Annotated in this window: 18 protein-coding genes; 11 read left to right on the forward strand and 7 right to left on the reverse strand. The window is 60.1% G+C overall.

The features are described from left to right. Positions 1–141: 141 nt before the first annotated feature. The 11 genes from NQL71_RS13440 (at position 142) to NQL71_RS13490 (ending at position 11,490) form a co-directional block, all read left to right on the forward strand. Positions 142–1,623 (forward strand): FAD-dependent oxidoreductase, encoded by a 1,482-nt coding sequence (locus tag NQL71_RS13440; RefSeq protein ID WP_046816361.1) that lies wholly within the window; start codon positions 142–144, stop codon positions 1,621–1,623. Between the two features lie 96 nt (positions 1,624–1,719). Continuing rightward, complete coding sequence (locus tag NQL71_RS13445; protein WP_046816362.1) at positions 1,720–2,337, forward strand: acyltransferase; 618 nt, start codon at positions 1,720–1,722, stop codon at positions 2,335–2,337. Continuing rightward, positions 2,330–3,286, forward strand: coding sequence for a glycosyltransferase family 2 protein (locus NQL71_RS13450; RefSeq protein ID WP_046816363.1), 957 nt, complete (start codon positions 2,330–2,332; stop codon positions 3,284–3,286). The genes NQL71_RS13445 and NQL71_RS13450 overlap by 8 nt, the downstream gene beginning before the upstream one ends. Before the next feature lie 8 nt (positions 3,287–3,294). Then, the gene (locus tag NQL71_RS13455) at positions 3,295–3,819 is read left to right on the forward strand and encodes a serine O-acetyltransferase (RefSeq protein WP_274642783.1); all 525 of its coding nucleotides are present in this window, start codon (positions 3,295–3,297) and stop codon (positions 3,817–3,819) included. Further along, entirely contained in the window at positions 3,816–4,802 is a 987-nt protein-coding gene (locus NQL71_RS13460) for a glycosyltransferase family 2 protein (protein ID WP_248687140.1), read from the forward strand. Before NQL71_RS13455 ends, NQL71_RS13460 begins: the two co-directional genes overlap by 4 nt. A gap of 7 nt (positions 4,803–4,809) precedes the next feature. Next, entirely contained in the window at positions 4,810–5,733 is a 924-nt protein-coding gene (locus NQL71_RS13465; protein WP_274642784.1) for a DUF535 family protein, read from the forward strand. Between the two features lie 69 nt (positions 5,734–5,802). Further along, positions 5,803–7,005 (forward strand): glycosyltransferase family 4 protein, encoded by a 1,203-nt coding sequence (locus tag NQL71_RS13470; RefSeq protein WP_274642785.1) that lies wholly within the window; start codon positions 5,803–5,805, stop codon positions 7,003–7,005. Beyond that, positions 7,002–8,189, forward strand: a complete 1,188-nt coding sequence (locus tag NQL71_RS13475; RefSeq protein ID WP_274642786.1) for a glycosyltransferase family 2 protein — start codon at positions 7,002–7,004, stop codon at positions 8,187–8,189. The genes NQL71_RS13470 and NQL71_RS13475 overlap by 4 nt, the downstream gene beginning before the upstream one ends. Next, positions 8,189–8,932 (forward strand): WecB/TagA/CpsF family glycosyltransferase, encoded by a 744-nt coding sequence (locus NQL71_RS13480; protein ID WP_274642787.1) that lies wholly within the window; start codon positions 8,189–8,191, stop codon positions 8,930–8,932. The genes NQL71_RS13475 and NQL71_RS13480 overlap by 1 nt, the downstream gene beginning before the upstream one ends. A 239-nt stretch (positions 8,933–9,171) precedes the next feature. Then, positions 9,172–10,314: a hypothetical protein gene (locus NQL71_RS13485; protein ID WP_046816370.1), complete on the forward strand. Its 1,143-nt coding sequence runs from the start codon at positions 9,172–9,174 to the stop codon at positions 10,312–10,314. Between the two features lie 63 nt (positions 10,315–10,377). Then, a complete protein-coding gene (locus tag NQL71_RS13490) occupies positions 10,378–11,490 on the forward strand; it encodes a glycosyltransferase 61 family protein (protein WP_077183025.1) in 1,113 nt (370 codons plus the stop codon). An 87-nt stretch (positions 11,491–11,577) separates the two neighbouring features. Here NQL71_RS13490 and NQL71_RS13495 read toward each other — a convergent pair whose 3' ends face one another. The 7 genes from NQL71_RS13495 to NQL71_RS13525 form a co-directional block, all read right to left on the reverse strand. Further along, a complete protein-coding gene (locus NQL71_RS13495) occupies positions 11,578–13,002 on the reverse strand; it encodes an undecaprenyl-phosphate glucose phosphotransferase (RefSeq protein WP_166619695.1) in 1,425 nt (474 codons plus the stop codon). A gap of 337 nt (positions 13,003–13,339) precedes the next feature. Beyond that, entirely contained in the window at positions 13,340–13,861 is a 522-nt protein-coding gene (locus NQL71_RS13500; RefSeq protein ID WP_274642788.1) for a cytochrome C, read from the reverse strand. Between the two features lie 93 nt (positions 13,862–13,954). After that, complete coding sequence (locus NQL71_RS13505; protein ID WP_027620621.1) at positions 13,955–14,476, reverse strand: methylamine dehydrogenase light chain; 522 nt, start codon at positions 14,474–14,476, stop codon at positions 13,955–13,957. An 18-nt stretch (positions 14,477–14,494) separates the two neighbouring features. Then, positions 14,495–15,133 (reverse strand): methylamine dehydrogenase accessory protein MauD, encoded by a 639-nt coding sequence (mauD, locus tag NQL71_RS13510; protein WP_046816374.1) that lies wholly within the window; start codon positions 15,131–15,133, stop codon positions 14,495–14,497. 5 nt (positions 15,134–15,138) lie between these two features. Then, positions 15,139–15,678, reverse strand: coding sequence for a MauE/DoxX family redox-associated membrane protein (locus tag NQL71_RS13515; protein WP_046816375.1), 540 nt, complete (start codon positions 15,676–15,678; stop codon positions 15,139–15,141). A gap of 14 nt (positions 15,679–15,692) precedes the next feature. After that, positions 15,693–16,841 (reverse strand): amine dehydrogenase large subunit, encoded by a 1,149-nt coding sequence (locus tag NQL71_RS13520; RefSeq protein ID WP_274642789.1) that lies wholly within the window; start codon positions 16,839–16,841, stop codon positions 15,693–15,695. Between the two features lie 190 nt (positions 16,842–17,031). Beyond that, positions 17,032–18,513 (reverse strand): sensor histidine kinase, encoded by a 1,482-nt coding sequence (locus tag NQL71_RS13525; protein ID WP_166619697.1) that lies wholly within the window; start codon positions 18,511–18,513, stop codon positions 17,032–17,034. Positions 18,514–18,567 lie beyond the last annotated feature (54 nt).

The raw sequence follows: 18,567 nt of genomic DNA on the forward strand, positions 1-18,567 counted from the left end.
TCGGGCATTTGCCCTGTTAAGCCTGGGGGGGCTTGTAGTGAAATTTTCCGGGGTTGGGGCCCGGCCTCCTGCAGGAAAATCGGAGTTTGTCGTTATCAACGGGTGGGTGTTACCTGCCGCGCATTTCCGGTAACTGCAAATATGATCAAAGATTACCAAACGCAGAAAGACCTGCGCGATCACTATGATTTCTGCATCGTTGGCGCAGGCCCGGCCGGCATCACGCTGGCTTTGCGTTTGGCTGGCAATGGTTGGCGCGTAGTGCTTATAGAGGGTGGGGGGCGTGAATATGCTCCCTATTCACAAAATCTCTACAAGACGGCGTCCTCGGGACTGGAGGCCTACACCGAAGAAACCCGCCTGCGCTACCTTGGGGGGACCTCCAACCACTGGGCCGGTCGTTGCCGGCCCTTCGAACCGTCCGACTTTGCCTTGGCCCCGCAGTCGAATCTGCCCGGCTGGCCCATCGCGTTTTCCGAGATGGAGCGCAACCTGCCAGCGGCCATGGCTATCCTGGACCTGCCGCTGGACTCGGGATTCAAGACCGTCAACGCGGCCTTTAAAAGCGACGAATTCGAAGCCGACCGTTTCCTGCTCAGTCCGCCAACTCGCTTTGCACAAAAATATGCCAAGGAGCTCAACGAGACCGAGGGCCTGGATGTCTTCATCAATTGCAACTGTGTCGACCTGGACTTCGACAAGGGCAGCGGCCGTGTCATCGCCGTTGTAGTGTCCGATTACGAGGGCAATAAAGAGCGCATCTCGGCCAAGCAATTCATTCTGGCCACCGGCGCGATCGAGAATGCCAGGCAGTTGCTCAATAGCCAGTCATTGGCCGCTGCCGGTGTGGTCACCGAGGATAGCCTGGTCGGTCGATGCTTCATGGAACACCTGAACATCGCCCTCGGCACCTTCATCCTCAACGACGGTGAAAGCCGGGAGGCCAGGCAGTTCTTCACCAAGGATGCCTTTGTGGTCGAGCATCATTCAGGTAAAGGCAATGTTACCGCTTCGCTGGTGTCGAGCGTGGAAACCTACGGGCGCATGGCGGCCATCAAGGGCTTTTTCGAAAACCTGGCCTGCAAAGCTGGCGTGGCACACAAGATCGAGTTCATAAGCAAGTTCAACTGCCCCGGTGACGGGGAACTCACCACGATGATCGAGCAGTTTCCCAATCGCAAGAGTCGCGTCTCGTTGACGCAAGAGCGCGATGAACTGGGCATGAGAATGGTCAACCTCAATTGGGAGCTCGCGCCTGAGGACCGGGAAACCATAAAAAGCATCGGCCTGGAGGTGGCCAAGTGTTTTGCCGAAGAGGGGCTTGGCTATGTCAAGTTGGACGAAGCGGTTTATGACGTTTCCAAGCCGCTGAGGGTCGGTCCGCATGCCCATCACATGGGTACGACCCGGATGGCGACCTCCCCCGAGTTCGGGGTGGTCGACGAGAACTGCAAAGTGTTCGGGACCAATAACCTGTACGTCGCTGGCAGCAGTGTGTTTTCGACGGCCGGTGCGAGCAATCCAACCATGCCGCTGTTGCAGCTGGCGCTGCGATTGGCGGACTACCTCAATCATCAAATGGGGCCTGCAACAGGCAGGTATTCTTGGGTGGAACAGTCTTAGGGAGAGCAGCCAAATCGGGGTGCCACAAAAACAACAACCATGGTGCATCTGGTCTTGGTACCGATGTGAAACGCTGAAATTTGTGAGGCTAACAGGATGATTGGGCTAGCAAAGCGTGCATTACGTTACTACGTCACCAAAACGGGTAAGGCGAAAGGCTTGTACAAGAAGTTTTGCCACCCCACCGGCTATGAATGGGCCGATTACCTTGCGCGTTGGGGAGGCATATATTCGGTCGGCAAGGGCGTGTGGATCAACCCCGGCTGCAACATCCCCGACCCTTCGCTGTTGCGCATTGGCAACAACGTCGGCTTGTCCGATTGCACGATATTCGGGCACGACGGACTCATTGGCGTATTCGAGCTCAGTGCGGGTAAACAGCTCGACTCCGTCGGTGCGGTCGATATATTCGACAACTGTTTTATCGGTTATCAGTCGATCATCATGCCGGGTCGCAAAATCGGTCCGAATTCAATCGTCGCCGCCGGTGCCGTCGTCACCCGGGATGTGCCACCCGGTGTGGTGGTGGGGGGGAATCCGGCGAAGGTGCTCTGCACCGTTGAAGAACTGATCAAGAAAATCGAAGAGCGTTGCGAAGCCTATCCGTGGATGGAACTCATCCGTCAGCGCGGCACTCACTTCGACCCCGATTACGAGCCCAAGCTCAAGGCCATGAGAGCGCAGTACTTCTTTGGCGAGAAAGCCAATGAGTAGTGCGCCCCTGGACGTGCTGGTCGTCAACTACAACACGGCGGGGCTGTTGCAGCCCATGTTCAATGCGCTGCGCCAGTCCAAGAGCACCGATAGGGCGCGCTACCTGGTGGTGGACAATGCCTCGGCGGACAACTCGCTGGATTGCCTGGGCAGTATTTGCCCAGAGGCCGTGCTGCTGGCCAATAAAGACAATGTCGGCTTTGGCCGGGCCAACAATCAATTGGTTGAACACCTGCAGGGCAAGTACGCGTTGCTGCTCAACACCGATGCATTTGTGTCCGACGACACGCTGGCCAAGACCCTGGAGTACATGGAGGCTCATCCCGATTGCGGGATCCTCGGTGTACGCCTGGTCGGTCGGGACGGAGAGCTGCAACCCTCCTGTCGCTATTTTCCGACACCGCTGAATGTGTTCCTCGTCACTGCCGGGCTCGAGCGTTTTTTTCCCTGGGTGAAACTGGTCGACGACCTGGACTGGGATCATGCCTCGGTGCGCGAGTGCGACTGGGTGCCAGGCTGCTATTACCTGATTCGCCGTGAAGTGATCGACAAGGTCGGCTTGTTCGACCCGCGCTATTTCCTTTACTACGAGGAGGTCGATCACTGCCGGCGCGTCAAGCAGGCGGGGTGGAAGGTGGTCTACTACCCCCACACCACGGTGGTGCATATCGGTGGCGAGAGTGCCAAGTCGGTCGACAAACTCAACATGGACGGTCGACAGCTGCAGACGCTGCAAATCGAAAGCGAGCTGTTGTACTTCCGCAAGCACCACGGTCTGTCGGGGTTGGCCTTGCACATGCTACTGGTCTGCCTGTGTGACCTGATCCTGGGGCTCAAGGCTGTGTTGAAAGGTCGCGGTCGGGCCGCCATCAAGGCGTGTTGGCAACATACACGGGTGACCTGGGCACTGCTGCGCAAAACCAAACTCGGTAGCCAACCCACACGGTAGGTCAGTCCATGTTCGATAACATACGTGCGGACTTGCGGGCATACGAGGGTGACTGGGGCGCCCAGGGTTTCTGGGTGATGCTGGTGTATCGCTTCGGACGCTGGCGCTATGGCGTGCGCCCGGCACCGTTGCGTAAATTGCTGTCCTTTTTCTACAAAGTGCTTTTCAAACTGGTGCAGATCGTGACGGGCATCGAGCTGCCGTGCGAGGTGGTGGTCGGGCGCAACTTCGTCATCGATCACTTCGGCGGCATCGTGATCAGTGGCTATGCGCAGTTCGGTGATGACTGCCGGATCCGCAATGGCGTGGTCGTGGGCCTCAAGAACGTGAACGAGCCGATCGCTCCGATAATGGGCAACAACGTCGATATCGGCACCGGCGCCAAGGTGCTGGGCAATATCCGCATTGGCAACAATGTGGTGATCGGCGCCAATGCCGTGGTGTTGACCGACGTACCGGACAACTCGGTGGCCGTCGGCGTGCCGGCGACCATCAAGCAGCGCAAAGTCGTCGATGCCGGGCAATACTCATGAGCACGGCGACGACAGGTGTGGGCGTCGTTGTCATCGGTCGCAACGAAGGCCAGCGACTTGAGCGCTGCCTGGCTTCACTGGTCGGTATGGCGCAGCAGATTGTCTATGTCGACTCCGGGTCAACCGATGGTTCGGTACAGATGGCGCAAAGGCTTGGCGTCGAGGTGGTCGAGCTGGACATGCGCATTGCCTTCACCGCTGCGCGCGCGCGCAACGAAGGGTTCGCCCGTTTGCAACGCTTGTTGCCGTCGATGCGTCACGTGCAGTTCGTCGATGGCGATTGCGAGGTGGTCGCCAGTTGGTTGCCCCATGCCCAGGCTTTTCTTGATGCGCAACCCGAGGTGGCCGTGGTTTGCGGACGGCGCCGCGAACGTTTTCCGCAGCGGTCCATTTATAACCTGATGTGCGATCTCGAATGGGATACGCCAACCGGTGCGACCAGCGCCTGTGGTGGCGATGCCCTGATGCGCGCGGACGCCTTCGCCACGGCTGGCGGGTACCGGCCGGACCTGATTGCCGGCGAAGAGCCGGAGCTCTGTGTGCGGCTGCGAGCCAAGGGCTGGAAGATCTGGCGGCTGGCCGAGGAAATGACCTTGCACGATGCGAGCATGACTCGCTTCGGCCAATGGTGGCGACGAACCCTGCGCGGTGGTTATGCCTTTGCCGAGGGCGCGTTTTTACATGGCGCCGCGCCCGAGCGCCATTGGCGCCGCGAGTCGCGCCGTGCCTGGTTCTGGGGCCTGGGCGTGCCGCTGGCAACGCTCGTTGCCACGCTGATGCTGGGTTGGACCGGGCTGCTGGTGCTGCTGGTCTATCCCCTGCAGGTTGCGCGCCTGGCTCAGCGGGGTGCCGGTCCCGCGCGGCAAAACTGGCTGCTGGCGTTCTTCCTCGTGCTGGGCAAATTTCCCGAGATGGTCGGGCAGGTCAAGTTTCTTTTGAACAGGTTCGGTGCCGGAAAATCCGCACTGATCGAATACAAGTGAGACTTCGATGGACTATTGGTTGATCGTCAAAAGCGTCTTCTCCGTACACGCTGGTTACTCCCTGAGGGCATTGAAGAACAAACTCAAGTTCCTGCTGTTGGTGGCCAGGAACCGGGCCGAGCTGAATCTGTTTTTCGGGCGCATGTCCAACGCCCTGGGCAGCACCGGTATCGAGAAGCTCGGCGGTGATTGCCTGGGCGTCGTTCACTGGCCCTACATCAGCAAAAGCTGGGGCGCCCAGGACAAACTCGGGGTCATGGCCTCGCACTACGAAGTGGTCAGCAAAAGCTGTCCGCAATTGCTGTTGTTCGGGCGCGACGACAGCCTGGTCCTGAGCGATCTGACGGCCTGGTCGCCAGGTTGCACCCTGGTGCTGGATCGTCCGTTCTGGTTCATGCGAGAAGGCGAGCTGGTGCTGAACCTGTTCCAGGGCGACCTGCGCATCGCCTCGATAGCCTTCACCTTGTGTTTAACGGAGGGTGAACTGTGCATTTTCATAGGTGCCGTCCAGGGCATCCATAAAGGCATCGAGAGCGACAGGTCGCTGGCCATCTACCGGGACGTCACCAAGGACTTCGAAGGCCTGCGCCCCAGAAGCTTGCTGATTGAAGTGATCAAGTACATTGCCGGCAATATCGGTGTCGGAAAAATCTACGCGGTAGGGGATGTCTACCGTCACCATCGCCACCCGTATTTTGGTGCGCACAAGGCCCAGCAGCTGGCCGCCAATTACGATTCGATCTGGCTGGAGCACGGGGCGACCCCCTCGGAGCGCGAAGACTTCTTTGAAATTCCCATGGCGTCGTCCAGGAAGCCCCTTGAAACCATTGCTTCAAAAAAACGCGCCATGTATCGCCGACGCTATGAACTGCTGGACGACGCCTTTGCCCAGATCGACAAGGTGCTGGCAGGCAGCTACGCCGTGAATTGACGTGACCGGTGACTGGACTACTGTGGGGGTACCTGCAGTAACAATTTCGACGACAAAAGCCGGGTGCCCATGCGTATCGCTTACTTCATCAATCAATACCCGAAGGTCAGCCATAGCTTCATTCGTCGCGAGATCCTGGCGCTGGAACGCCAGGGCTTTGAGGTACAACGCATCGCGCTGCGAGGCTGGGATGCCGAGTTGGTGGACACCGAGGACGAGTCCGAGCGCAGCAAAACCCAGTATGTGCTGGAGGGCGGCGTCAAGGCGCTGTTGAAACCTGCGCTGCAGGTGCTGCGCGTCCAGCCGCGACGGTTTTTTTCGACACTGTGGCTGGCCTTGCGCATGGGCCAGCGCGCCGATCGTTCCTGGCCGTACCACCTGATCTATTTGCTCGAGGCGTGCCGCGTGCTGTCCTGGACGAAGGCGTTCGGCGCCCGGCACGTGCATGCCCATTTCGGCACCAACTCGACCGAAGTGGTGATGCTGGCCAACGCCTTGGGCGGGCCGGCGTACAGTTTCACCGTGCATGGCCCGGAAGAGTTCGACAAGCCGCAGTTCATTCATCTGGGCGAGAAAGTCCGGCGCTCGGCGTTTGTCGCGGCCATCAGCGCCTATGGGCGCAGCCAGCTGTATCGCTGGGTCGACCACGCGCATTGGGCACGGGTCAAGGTTGTGCATTGTGGCCTGGAGCGGGCTTTTCACGATGTGCCGGCGGTGCCGGTGCCGGCCGCGCCGCGGTTGGTCTGCGTAGGGCGCTTGTGTGAGCAGAAGGGCCAGTTGCTGTTGCTTGAGGCCGCGCGCCGGTTGGCCGAGCAAGGTGTGGCGTTCGAGATGGTCCTGGCCGGCGACGGCGAAATGCGTCCGCAGATCGAAGCACTGATCACCCGGCATGGCTTGCAATCGCAGGTGCGAATCACCGGCTGGATCAGCAGCGAACAGGTGCGCACGGAAATTCTCGCCGCGCGGGCCCTGGTCCTGCCGAGCTTCGCCGAAGGCCTGCCGGTGGTGATCATGGAAGCCATGGCGTTGCGCCGGCCGGTGCTGACGACCTATGTCGCAGGCATTCCCGAACTGGTACGCCAGGGCGAGAACGGCTGGCTGTTTCCCGCCGGCGCGGTGGACGAGTTGACCGCGGCGCTGGCGGACTGCCTCGCGCAACCTGTCGAGGTGTTGCAGCGCATGGGCGAGGCGGCTTATCAGCGCGTGCTCGAGCGCCACGATATCGATACCGAAGCGACCAAGTTGGCTCATCTGTTCAAGGCGCAAGCATGATCACATTCCTCAATTGGCTTCTTGGCGTACCGCTGGCAATCCTCCTCCTGCCGGTGTTGGTGCTGTTCGTGCAGGTGCTGCTGGCGGGCATGCCAGTGCGGGCGCCTGCGCTGGCACAACGCTCGCGTCCGCGGGTGGCGGTGCTGGTGCCGGCTCACAATGAGTCCTCGATCATCAAGGCCACACTCGATTCCCTGCGCCCGCAACTGCTGGCGGGCGACCGCCTGCTGGTGGTGGCGGACAACTGCTCTGATGACACCGCGGCAACAGCTCGCGCAGCGGGTGCCGAGGTGGTCGAGCGCAGTAACGACCAGCAGCGTGGCAAGGGCTATGCGCTGGATTTTGGCGCGCGTCATCTGGCCAGCGATGCGCCGGACGTACTGATCATTGTCGATGCCGATTGCCAGGTGAGCGAAGGCTTCATCGAGTGCCTGGCCATCCGGTGCATCGATTCGGGACGGCCAACCCAGGCCCTTGATCTGATGCGCGCACCGGCGAATTCCGGGCTGAAGGTGCAGATCGCCGAGTTTGCCTGGTGCGTGAAGAACAAGGCGCGCCCGCTAGGCTGGGCCCGATTGGGTTTGCCCTGCCAGCTGATGGGCACCGGCATGGCGTTCGTCTGGCGCGACCTGCCCTTGATCACGCTGGCCAGTGGTCACATTGTCGAAGACCTGAAGATGGGCCTGGATTTCTGTCGTAGCGGCAAGCCGCCGTTGTTTTGCCCCGAGGCCTTGGTCACCAGCTATTTTCCGCGCAGTGACGAAGGCCTCACTACCCAGCGCACGCGCTGGGAACATGGTCACTTGGGCGTGATCCTGGGGGACGCGCCAAAATTGCTTGGCGAGTCGATTGCCCGGCGCAACCTCAACCTGCTGGCCATGACCCTGGATCTGCTGGTGCCGCCGCTAGCCTTGCTGACCTTGTTGTTGGGCGCGGCGTTTATCCTCTCCTGGCTGGTGCTCCTGCTGTTCGGCGCATGGCTGCCGGCGTTGATCGCTTCGCTCGCGGTGGCCATGTTGATGGTGACCATCCTGCTGGCCTGGAGCCGCTTTGGTCGCGGCATCATCGCCTTTTCTGCTTTGCTTTATGCGCCGTTCTACGCGCTGAAGAAAATCCCCCTGTACCTGGGCTTCCTGATTAAACGCCAGGTTGAATGGGTACGTTCCAAGCGAGACGACTCCTGATGCGCGTATTGGCCTGGCAGCACAACTGGCAAACGATCATTCAGTCGCTCAAGGTCGTGGTGGACGTCGATCAGGAGCAGCGCTTGATCGAGGCTTTGTCCAGGCCGCAGGCGGTGACGGTACTTGGGTTCGTCAATGCCCATGCGATGAACCTGATCGCCAGGGACAATGACTACTACCAGGCGCTGTCGGCCGCGGATGTGTTGCTGCGCGATGGCTCCGGCATGTCCATCCTGTTTCGCCGACTGGGTCGTGCACCGGGGCTGAACATGAACGGCACGGACCTGATCCCCAAGCTGCTGTCGGCGTACAAAGGCCGACGCGTGGCTTTGTGGGGCACGCAAGAGCCTTTCCTGGCCAATGCGGCGAGGCACTGCGAAGCGGCATGGGCGGTCAATGTGGTGTCTGCCCACCATGGTTTCGCCGAAGTGCAGACCTACCTGGATCTTGCCCGGCAATATCAGCCGGAACTGGTGGTGTTGGGCATGGGCATGCCCAAGCAGGAAGTCGTTGCTGCCAGGCTGGCGGCCAGCGGTGTGCCGTGCCTGATCGTGTGTGGCGGGGCGATCCTGGACTTTCTCGGTGGCAAGGTGAGTCGCGCTCCGCAATGGATGCGTGGCCTGGGCTGCGAATGGGTGTTCAGGCTGGTCAGTGAGCCCAGGCGCCTGTTCAGTCGATATGTGGTCGGTAACCCGATGTTCATATTGAGGACGCTTGCCTGCTCGGCGCCGACGGGCGGGTGAAACGCGGGCGTTATATATAGGCTTAGCGTCGTAATATCTTGCAAAACTCAGGCGCAGCATCTTTACTGCTCATTAAGCGACGACTTGCTGGCGCGGTCGAGACTTGCGTCGTAATTAATGTAAAAAACGACGAAAGTTTGACGTCAACCGCCACCGTATCGAAGCCTGGTTTTCAGTGTCTTATTCATCGATTCGAACTTTCGAATAATCTTTTCTTAATTAATTAGTGTTAATACGAAATGAAAGAATATGTAAAGGCACTGTTGCGTCAGTTGATAACGCCGTCAGTACGCTTTGAACTGAGGAAAACCCACGCCTGGCTGCGCGACATTGCCGGTCGAGCGTGTTTCTGGCGCTGGGAAATCGTCAGGTTCAAGCTGCGCGAAGCGAGCGCTTACGACATTCTCTATGTGGGTCGCAAAGCCCAGCGTGAATTTGTCAAAGTGCTGATGGGCGCCGAACCCCAGGTTGCCAATCAGCCAGTTAAACCGGATAAATCAGGTCGTACGGTATTTGTCAGCGAAATACCGACGCCGGGCGCATTGTGCGTGCCGCAATATCTTAGCGCGGTTGTTCCTTTGGGCAGGTCGATCGAGGATATAACCGCCAGATACAACTCCGAGTTGCGCCGCAATCTGCGCAAGAACCGCCTGCGTTATCGCCTGAAACAGGCGTTGAACGATGACGAAATCGAAAGCGCCGACCAGGGCATGCTGCAACCTTATGCCAGCGCAAGGCATGGCACATCCGCTTCGCAAATCGAACAGCAGGAGGTGCGCAGGGTGGCGAAAACCGCCGGGCGACTGGACCTGGTGCTGCTGGAGGACGAAGTCGTCGCCTGCCACCTCGGTTGCGTGATCACCCGCGGGGGCAAGCGCTACTGGAGCACGATCCGTTTCGGCTACCCGGAAACGGTGTACTCGGATGCGAAAAAGCTGCGCGAAATCAACTCGATCACCACCTTCATGGCGCTGGAATGGGCGCTGGAAAACGGCTTCGACTATTACGATATCGGCACATGCCTGGCGCGTCCGGACGATGGCCTGCTGGAATGGAAAAGAAGGCGTGGCGGCGATGTCGATACGCTCAATAACCATGGCTATCTGTTTGTCCGATTGCCCAGGGTCGGCGTCGCACAATTTCTCTGGGAAACACCGCTGTTTGCTGTAGAGGGTAAAAAACTGACCCTTCATCTTGGACTGCCGGACGGGCCAAGTGATGAGGAAATTGCCGAACGCTATCGTGAAATGGGTTTTGGAGGGCTCTCCAAGGTCTATCTTCACTGCGCCAAGGCGCCGCAGGAAACACTGCTGGAGACCTTACGCGGTCGCTATAGTCATCTGAAATCGCCCCCTGCCATGGAAAGCCTGATTTGCAACTGATGTTGATGTCGAGCAAGCAGATGACAAGCGTTATTGGTATTTAAACGTAGAGTGGTAATCCTTATGTCGCAATCGAATATGTTGGTGAGCGGCGCTGGGGCGAAATGGAGTTTTGCTGCGTATAAACACTTGTTAAAGGAGAAACTTGCCAGAAAACCGTCGCAGGAATTGCAGAGCGTCGCGGTGAAGACCTGGGAAGTTGCTCCGGCGGATGCATCCATTGCGCCGCCTGCTTTTTATCTGCCCAACCAGCTTGAGCGCGTGACGGGATGGCAGTTTTATCCCTTCGAACATCCCCGACGCACCATGGAGGGCAATGGTCTCGTCCAGCACCGCCCGACACGCGCCTTTCTGATCAAGGACGCCTGGTTGATCGACGGTGCGATTTACAAAGGTGATGCCAAGTCATGGTTGTCGCCCAGGATTGAATGGTTGCCGAAGATCCGCATAGAAAGAGAAATCGATCGCGGGGCGATGTATTGCACCATGGGCGGGAACAAGTGGTTTGGCTCATGGATGGTCGATGATTGCATCACCTATCCCATGGCCAGCCAGGAGGGCGTCCCGGTGACGACGGTGCTCCGCGAAGACGCCGTTTCCGTTGCCAGGCACGGGATTCTTCACGCGCCAGGTTATGAAGACTGGCTGGGGATGAATCCGGTTCGTGTGCGCAATGCGTTTTTTCGAGAGCTGGTGATCTTTGACGACATCAGTCACAACCGCCATAAGCACCTGCGCTTTCGCGGAATGTCTGAAAAGTTGCTGTCGCATGTCAATGTCAATTCTCACCCCGGCGTATTCGTTCTGCGGGGCAACAAGGGCGAGTTGCGCTTGTTGCGCAATGAACTGGAGTTGGCTGAACGGCTGCGCGAGCGCCGGGGTTTTCGCATCATTGACCCGTCGAAGTGCGATGTGCCAACCATCGTCGCGGCCTGTGCCGGGGCCAGGACAGTGATCGGCATCGAAGGCAGCCAGCTCATTCACGGCGTCAATCTGCTGCAGCCCGGCGGTTCGTTGCTGATCCTGCAACCGCCTGATCGTTTCGTCTGCTTCTTCAAGTACCTGACGGATCGCGATCAGCAAAACTTCGGTTTTGTGGTGGGTACCCCGGACGGCGAAGGTTTCAGGATCGACCCGGACGAGGTTGAACGCACGCTCGATCTGTTCCCGGCCTGACGGGCTTCCAGGCTTTTACCTGCCTTTTCGCAACCCGGTAGCGCTGATTGCCAGCGCCACCGGGCGACTCGCGCACGCAAGGCACCCCTAGTAGGCATGCTTGCCGGAGAACGCCGTCACCGTCCGGGCAAGAATGACGAAGTCGAGCCACAGCGACCAGTTGTTGATGTATTCGATGTCCGAATCGACCCGACGAATCATCTGTTCGATATCTTTGGTTTCGCCCCGATACCCACGCACCTGGGCCAGGCCGGTGATGCCTGGCTTGATGTTGTGGCGCGCAAAGTAGTCGGCGATGTCAGGCGAATACTGCGCATCGTGCTGGATGGCATGGGGACGAGGTCCCACCAGGGACATTTCGCCCATCAGCACATTGAACAGCTGCGGCAGTTCATCCAGGCTGGTCTTGCGAATGAAGGCGCCGACCCGGGTCATGCGCGGATCGTTCTTTTGCGCTTGCTTGACCACGCCGTCTTCCGGCTGGTGGACGACCATGCTCCTGAACTTCCAGATGCGAAAAGGTCCGCCACTCCAGCCCATCCGTTGCTGGCGAAAGAACACCGGCCCGGGGCTATCGAGCTTGATGGCAATGGCCACGATGGCCAACACTGGAGCGGCGAAAAGCAAAATGAGAAACGCCAGCACGCGGTCTTCAAGGTTCTTGAGCAGCAGGCGCATGCCCATCAGTGGGGTTTCGGACAAAGTCAGCACGGGAATGCCGGCAATTTCGCGAACGCTGTGATTGATCAGGCGCAGGGAGAAGATGTCCGGCACCCAGTTGACCGAGATGTGTTTGTCGAACAACTTCAAATACACATCCTTGATCACCTGCGATCCGTCCAGGGGCGTGACGAAGTAGACGGTGCGAATGGAGTGTTGCGCGACCAGGTCATCAAGGTCGGACAAGTTTCCCAGGATCGCCAGGCGGTTGGGGTTTTCCGAACCATCCTTGCCATGGTCATCCGCCGCTCCGATCAGCACGGAACCGACGACCCGTTCACCCAGCCACGGGTTGTTGCTGATTTTCTGGTGGAGGAAGTCCGCCAGCTCTCCCGAGCCAATGATCAGCGCGTTGTCCCGTTGGGTGGGATGCGCCAGGAACTTCTTTTGCAGTTCACGGCTCCCCAGGTGCAACAGCAGCTGGGCAAAATAGCCAATGACGAACAACTCACCGACCAACAGGCGTGAGTACTGTTCGCTCTGTTTCGTAAGAAAGGCCATGGCGACGAGAAAACAAAAGGCGGCGGTCCATGCCTTGAACAGTTTGAAGGCCTTGACGGCGAACACGACATTGCTTCGATAAATGGCGTAATGGTCGTAGACGACGGCCAATGCCCCCAGCAACAGCAGGACCATGATCACATAGGCCTGGGTGATGTAGCCGATGTGGTAGTCAATCAGGTACCAAGCGACTCCGGTTACAGCAAGACTATCGAGGCCGGCCTGGATAAAGATACTGGTACTGCTTCTTCGCTGGAGTACGGAACGGCTACTGCTCGGCTCAAAAATCATGATCAGATCCCATTTTTGCTACCCCCTCACGCCCAACAAGAACGCGATCCAGGTCAAAACTACCCTCGTTTCAGAGCTTTAGCCTCAACGGCAAGCTACTTATAGTCGAGAAATCCACCCTCCACCGAAATTCGCAGAGCAGGGGAGAATGCGGGGTCCCGTGCTATCACTTTAGCAGCACTGTGGATTCATTCACGTTATGGACGAAGTTTAGTCGGGAGCCGTGACGCAGGCGTCGGTCGGTTTGCTTTTAGGGTGTCTGGACGACCATCGGTCGCAAGGGAATTATCCGGGCAGGCGCGAAGGCCTGGGCCCCGGTTGTATCAGGAAAAACTACTCAGTTGCTCATCCCGTCTTCGATGGCGATGCCTTGGGCGCGCATCTTGTTGATCAGTTCGGCCCGGGTGCCCGGCAGGTTGAGCATGGTCTTGGCACGCAGTGCCGCGACTTCGTCTGCGTTGTAGGGCTGGTAGTCGGCGGGCCTGCTTTTGCCGGCCATGCCGTCCTCGCGCATCAGCCAGTTGAGCAGGTCAGCCAGTTGCGCGTTGTTCAGCGCCGATTGCGACATGCCTGGCACGCGTACCAGGAATTCACGACCGCCGGGGACTTTCAGGAAGTTACCGACAAATCCCGTCATTCTCGGCGTGTCATTGGCCGCCGAACCCATGCCGTTGCCCAGATGGCAACCGGCGCATTGCAGCTGATAGTTCACGCCCACGCTGTAGCCGGCCTGGGCGATGGGCTTTTGCAGTTCCTCGTTGCCGGGGGCGTGACGTTGCGTCGGGTCCGGGATGGCCCGGGCCTGGACGAGCGGGGCGCTCAGGGCGCAGACGAGACCGAGGATGAGCACATTGCGCATGAGATGTCTCCTTAGAGGACCTGTAGGCGCTGGCAAGCCAGCGCCTGCAAGGGACAGCGCCGATTGCCCAGGCAACCGGCGGTAAAGCGCGTGTCAGACCGCCACGCCACGGATGATCGAAACGGTGCAGTGATAGATGTGCGACTTGGCGGCCAGGCACCAGTTCACATCGTTGTTGTTGAACGGGCGGTAGGCCGGTTCTTCACTGTCGTTACGGGTGCAGGCGCACTGGGCGCAGCTTTGCTTACCGCAGCAGTCGTTGTACGAAATGATGTAGTCCTTGCCGTCGGCCGGGTTGCGGCAGGTACCGATCCAGGTCACTTGCGACGCTTCGGTGCCCGGCGGGCAGGACGTCACCGAGCCACCGCAGCAGCTGCACAGGAAGCCGTCGATGGAACAGTAGCGCCAGTAGTCGCAACTGTTCGGATCACCCGGGTCTCCGGCCTTCGGGTCGGTGGCGGCCAGCGCCTTGCTGGTTCGGTCCAGGGGCAGCAGCAGGGGCAGGGCGGCACCGGCCACCATCAGCGAACCCATGCGCGACAACAGTTTGCGGCGCGAAGTAGTGTCGGCAACACGGCGCGTGGAGCGCTCGAATAACAGATCCAGCAGTTTCATGAAGGTCTCCCTGCCTTATCAGTGGCTATGGCCGTGGCTATGGTCGTGAGCATGATTGTGAGAAAGGTCGTGGGGCTGCGCATTGAGGTACTGCTGCAGCGTCGCGTGCTTGAGGTGCTCGACTTCGAACAGGCTGTCCAGGTGCTCGCGAGAGTTCACCAAGCCCTTGGCGCGCAGGGTGCCGGACTTGTCGATCAGCGCGGCGTACGGCAGCTTGCCGATCTGGTAGGTCATGCCCACTTCCGGGCCGACCACGTAGGTGGCGTCTTCGAGCTTGTGTTCGCGGATCAGCGCTTGCTGGGCATCCATGTCGCCATCGCTGACGAACACCACGTCGAGCGTACCGGCCTGTTCCTTGGCGATGGATTTGATCGCCGGCAGCAGGGATTTGCAGATCGGGCAGGTCGGCGAGAGGAAAAACAGCAGTTGCGATTTTTCACCGGCGTAGCCGAAGTTCACCGGGCGGCCCTTGCGATCGGCGGCGGTGATTTGCGGTGCGGCTTCGTTGACGGCCACGCCTTTGTCCACCATCAGTGCGCCGGCCGGCGCCAGGCGACCGTGCAGCACGCCGATCTGACGGACCAGGCCCATGACGACAAACGCCACCGCCACCAGCAGCACCCAGAGCAGAACATTGGAAACGATCAAGCCTTCCATTTCGATTACCTACCAATCAGTTTGAGCAGAAGAGGGGAGTTCGCCAGCAAGCCATCGGCCGCGGCGTAGATGAGCAGCGCGACAGCGGCGGCAGCCAGGGTCACGAAGCCATCGAACACAGTCATGTCACGCACCACCGGCGCCACGCTGGCCAGCAACGCCAGCGCCACCAGCACGCTGTTGCGCAGCAGCAGCACCGGGCGCAGCGGTTGCGCCTGGTCTGGGCCGGCACAGCCGCAGTCGATGTCGCGACGACCGCGCCACAGGTTGATGCCGATGGCGGCGGCGTACAGTGCCAGCAGGCTGGCCGCGCCCAACGCCGCCCAGCCCCGGCTGACCGGGACCAGCAGCGCGAAAGCGATGGCCAGTTCCAGCAGCGGGATCAAGCGGGCGCTCGGGCGAACCAGGGCGGCAGGCAGCAGCTGATAATCCGCCAACTGCCTGGCGAAGCGCCCCGGGGCCCGCACCTTGTGGGTCGCGGCACTGGCCAGCAACGCCGAAATGGCGAGGGCGCAGGCATTAATGAAGATCGGATCTGATTGCATGGGCCGAATCTCTTTTAGTAGCTCATGACCTGGGTCGCGGTTTTGGCGACCTTGGCCATGCTGCCGGTGTGCTGGTTGGTCTTGAGGTCGAAGATCTGCAAGCCGCCCTCAACGTCGGTGCCCAGCAACAGCGGCTTGTCGTCGCCGGTTGCCTGCATGCTCCACACCGGAGCCGGGGCTTCCAGGGTGGCGACTTTTTTCAGGGTCTTGAGATCGAAGGCCCAGATGAAGGTGCTCGGGTCTTCCCACTTCATCGGTTCGTGGGCGTCATGCATCAGCACGTACAGGCGGTTGAGCTTCGGCGCGACGGCCATCAGTTGCCAGCCGCCCGGGGCCCAGCCGGCTTTCTTTTCTTCCTCGGTGACCAGCGACCAGCTCGGCAGGATTTTTGGCGTGTCGCCGGAGAAGTCCACGGCGCGCACGGTGCCGGTGGTGGTGGTGAAGTAGTAGGTGTCGCCGACGTTGACCGCGCGCTCCACCAGCTTCTGCGCATTCGGGTCGAAGAACGGCGTGCGGTTGCGCGCGGTTTCCTGGCCCTGGTCGTTGAGGGTCACCACCTGCAGGCTGCCGTCGCCGCACAGCGAGGCGAAACGACGTTTGCCCACCGGGTAATTGAGCACGCAGCCAGGGATCGAGATTTCGCTGGCGACGGCCTTGCTCTGGGTGTCGACCACGGTTACCGAGGTCGACGGGGTGAAGTTGTAGACGTAGACGAAACGGTCGTCGCCGCTGGTCTTCAGGCCGTAGCGCTGGGTCAGCGATTCGGCGCGCTTGTTCGGGATCAGCACTTCCCAGGCCGGCGACAGGGTCGAGCTGTCCCAGGCGGTCAGGACGTCGGTGCGGGTGCCGCGGGTACCACGCGAGTACCAGATGTCGGCACTGTAGATCAGCTTGCCGTCGTGGCTCAGGGTCGAAGGGGCGGCAAAGCCGGTCGGCACCATGCCGAGCACGCGTTTCTGGTCGGGATCGACCACGGTGATACGCCCGGCGACGAAGCTCTCGAACTCGACATCGACCACGAACGCACGGTGCGGCTCGGCGGGGAAGGCCAGGGTGGTCTGGCCGATGGTGTCGGCTGGCAGGTCCGCACGGGCACTGTTCAAACCGAGTACAAGCAGGCTCAGGCCTAGCGCTGACTGTACGGAGATCCTGTTTGTTCGCATAAGGGGAACTTCCTGAATTGTAGGTAACGCGGATCGCGGGTGAGTGGGCAGATTCTGACCATCGAATAGTGCCTCGCCCGGCGATCGGGGGAATTGCCCTGCCTGCCAAGTGTTTGTGTATCTGTGCCAGTCGTGGGGGAGGATCGCTCGTTCCCACGCAGAGCGAGGGAACGAGCAGGAGAAGGGGGTGTCAGGCGGGAATTGCGAGGGGAAGGGAAAAACTGAACACGGCACCACAAGGCTCCAGGTTTTGCGCCCAGATATCGCCCCGATGACGGCCGATGATGTTCTTGCACAGCGCCAGGCCGATGCCATTGCCGCTGACCTTGGAGGAGAAGAAGCCATCGAACAGCTTCTCCTGCGCCTGGGCCTGGATGCCGCGGCCTCTGTCTTCGATGCGTACCAGCGCCACGCCGTCCTGGGCGCTGGCATGAATGCGCAACAATCGGCGTTCGATTGGCAGGTCGGCCATTTCTTCGATCGCATTGAAAGCCAGGTTGAGGATCACCTGGCCGATCAACACCTTCTCGCAGCTCACCCGCAGCGGCTCGGGCGAGGTCACGACCTCCACGCGCACCAGGCTCGGGTCGGCCCTCAGGCTGATGAAGTAGCGGGTTTCGCGCAGCAGCTCGTTGAGGTCGACCAGCTCTTCGCTCTGCTCCAGTTTCACCACGTAATCGCGCACGCTCTTGATGATCACCGAGGCGTGCTCGATCTGCCGCACGGCATTGTGCAGACCCCAGGCGACGCCTTGATCGGCGTCAGCGGCATTGCCCAGGCGAATCACCGCGCCTTCGATGAAATTGCGCGTGGCGGCCAGCGGCTGGCTCAGTTCATGGGCGATGGCCACGGCCATCTCGCCCATGGCGTTGTAGCGCGCCAGGTATTCGAGTTTCTGCTCGCTGACCCGTCGGGCTTCTTCGGCTTGCACCTGCTCGGTGACGTCGCGAAACAGCAGCAGATGGCCGACCAGGTCATCCTCGATCTCTATATAGCGGCACGTTGCGTCATGCCAGCGCCATTCGCCGTCCCGTCGCTGCACTTTGTAATGCACGTTGAACGGCGCGTGCTCCGGGGATTCATGGGCGAACCGTTGCAGCAGGCGCTGGCGCGAAGCGTCGTCGCACCCGGCCAGGAAGTTCTTGCCCATCAGTGGGTGCACTTCATTGCCGAGCAAGTGCGCGCCGGAGTCGCTGATAAACCGGATGTCACCCTCGGGGCCCAGCACCGCCACGCCTTCGGCCAAATCCTGCATGAAGGCCTTGAGCCGGCTTTCGAAACGCTTGAGGTCACGCTTGACCTTGTCCTCCTTGGAGATGTCGCGAAACTGCACCATCAGCACATCGCGCCCATCCAGGTGCACCAGGGTCGCCACCGCCTCGGAAAGAATCTCGACGCCTTGCTTGGAGCGATAGCACCACTCGATGGCGCGCTGGCCGGTGCGCGCGGCACCTTCCAGCCAGCGCAGGCCCACCGAGCGCCGGTACTTGGGCGCATCGCGGGTCATGTCCGGGGCCTTGAGTGGCGTCAATTCCTCCAGGGTGAAACCCAGCGCCGCCAGGGCGGCGGCGTTAGCCCAGAGAATTTCCTTGGTCTGCGCATCGTGAAGAATGATGCACAGCGGCATGGCTTCGATCAGCGCAAAAAAATCATTCGGTTTTGGCAAGTACATCGCACGGCCCTTGGCGGCAGAAGGTTGCGACCGGTGGAATCGCAAGTATGGCTT

It is taken from the genome of Pseudomonas serbica (assembly GCF_028823535.1).
Classification (GTDB): Bacteria; Pseudomonadota; Gammaproteobacteria; order Pseudomonadales; family Pseudomonadaceae; genus Aquipseudomonas; species Aquipseudomonas serbica.

Coding starts and splice junctions, on each gene's coding strand:
- NQL71_RS13475 (WP_274642786.1), top strand. CDS start 7,002: ATGATCACATTCCTCAATTGGCTTCTTGGCGTACCGCTGGCAATCCTC.
- NQL71_RS13445 (WP_046816362.1), top strand. CDS start 1,720: ATGATTGGGCTAGCAAAGCGTGCATTACGTTACTACGTCACCAAAACG.
- NQL71_RS13440 (WP_046816361.1), top strand. CDS start 142: ATGATCAAAGATTACCAAACGCAGAAAGACCTGCGCGATCACTATGAT.
- NQL71_RS13455 (WP_274642783.1), top strand. CDS start 3,295: ATGTTCGATAACATACGTGCGGACTTGCGGGCATACGAGGGTGACTGG.
- NQL71_RS13470 (WP_274642785.1), top strand. CDS start 5,803: ATGCGTATCGCTTACTTCATCAATCAATACCCGAAGGTCAGCCATAGC.
- NQL71_RS13495 (WP_166619695.1), bottom strand. CDS start 13,002: ATGATTTTTGAGCCGAGCAGTAGCCGTTCCGTACTCCAGCGAAGAAGC.
- NQL71_RS13520 (WP_274642789.1), bottom strand. CDS start 16,841: ATGCGAACAAACAGGATCTCCGTACAGTCAGCGCTAGGCCTGAGCCTG.
- NQL71_RS13525 (WP_166619697.1), bottom strand. CDS start 18,513: ATGTACTTGCCAAAACCGAATGATTTTTTTGCGCTGATCGAAGCCATG.
- NQL71_RS13450 (WP_046816363.1), top strand. CDS start 2,330: ATGAGTAGTGCGCCCCTGGACGTGCTGGTCGTCAACTACAACACGGCG.
- NQL71_RS13500 (WP_274642788.1), bottom strand. CDS start 13,861: ATGCGCAATGTGCTCATCCTCGGTCTCGTCTGCGCCCTGAGCGCCCCG.
- NQL71_RS13505 (WP_027620621.1), bottom strand. CDS start 14,476: ATGAAACTGCTGGATCTGTTATTCGAGCGCTCCACGCGCCGTGTTGCC.
- NQL71_RS13480 (WP_274642787.1), top strand. CDS start 8,189: ATGCGCGTATTGGCCTGGCAGCACAACTGGCAAACGATCATTCAGTCG.
- NQL71_RS13485 (WP_046816370.1), top strand. CDS start 9,172: ATGAAAGAATATGTAAAGGCACTGTTGCGTCAGTTGATAACGCCGTCA.
- NQL71_RS13515 (WP_046816375.1), bottom strand. CDS start 15,678: ATGCAATCAGATCCGATCTTCATTAATGCCTGCGCCCTCGCCATTTCG.
- mauD (WP_046816374.1), bottom strand. CDS start 15,133: ATGGAAGGCTTGATCGTTTCCAATGTTCTGCTCTGGGTGCTGCTGGTG.
- NQL71_RS13490 (WP_077183025.1), top strand. CDS start 10,378: ATGTCGCAATCGAATATGTTGGTGAGCGGCGCTGGGGCGAAATGGAGT.
- NQL71_RS13465 (WP_274642784.1), top strand. CDS start 4,810: ATGGACTATTGGTTGATCGTCAAAAGCGTCTTCTCCGTACACGCTGGT.
- NQL71_RS13460 (WP_248687140.1), top strand. CDS start 3,816: ATGAGCACGGCGACGACAGGTGTGGGCGTCGTTGTCATCGGTCGCAAC.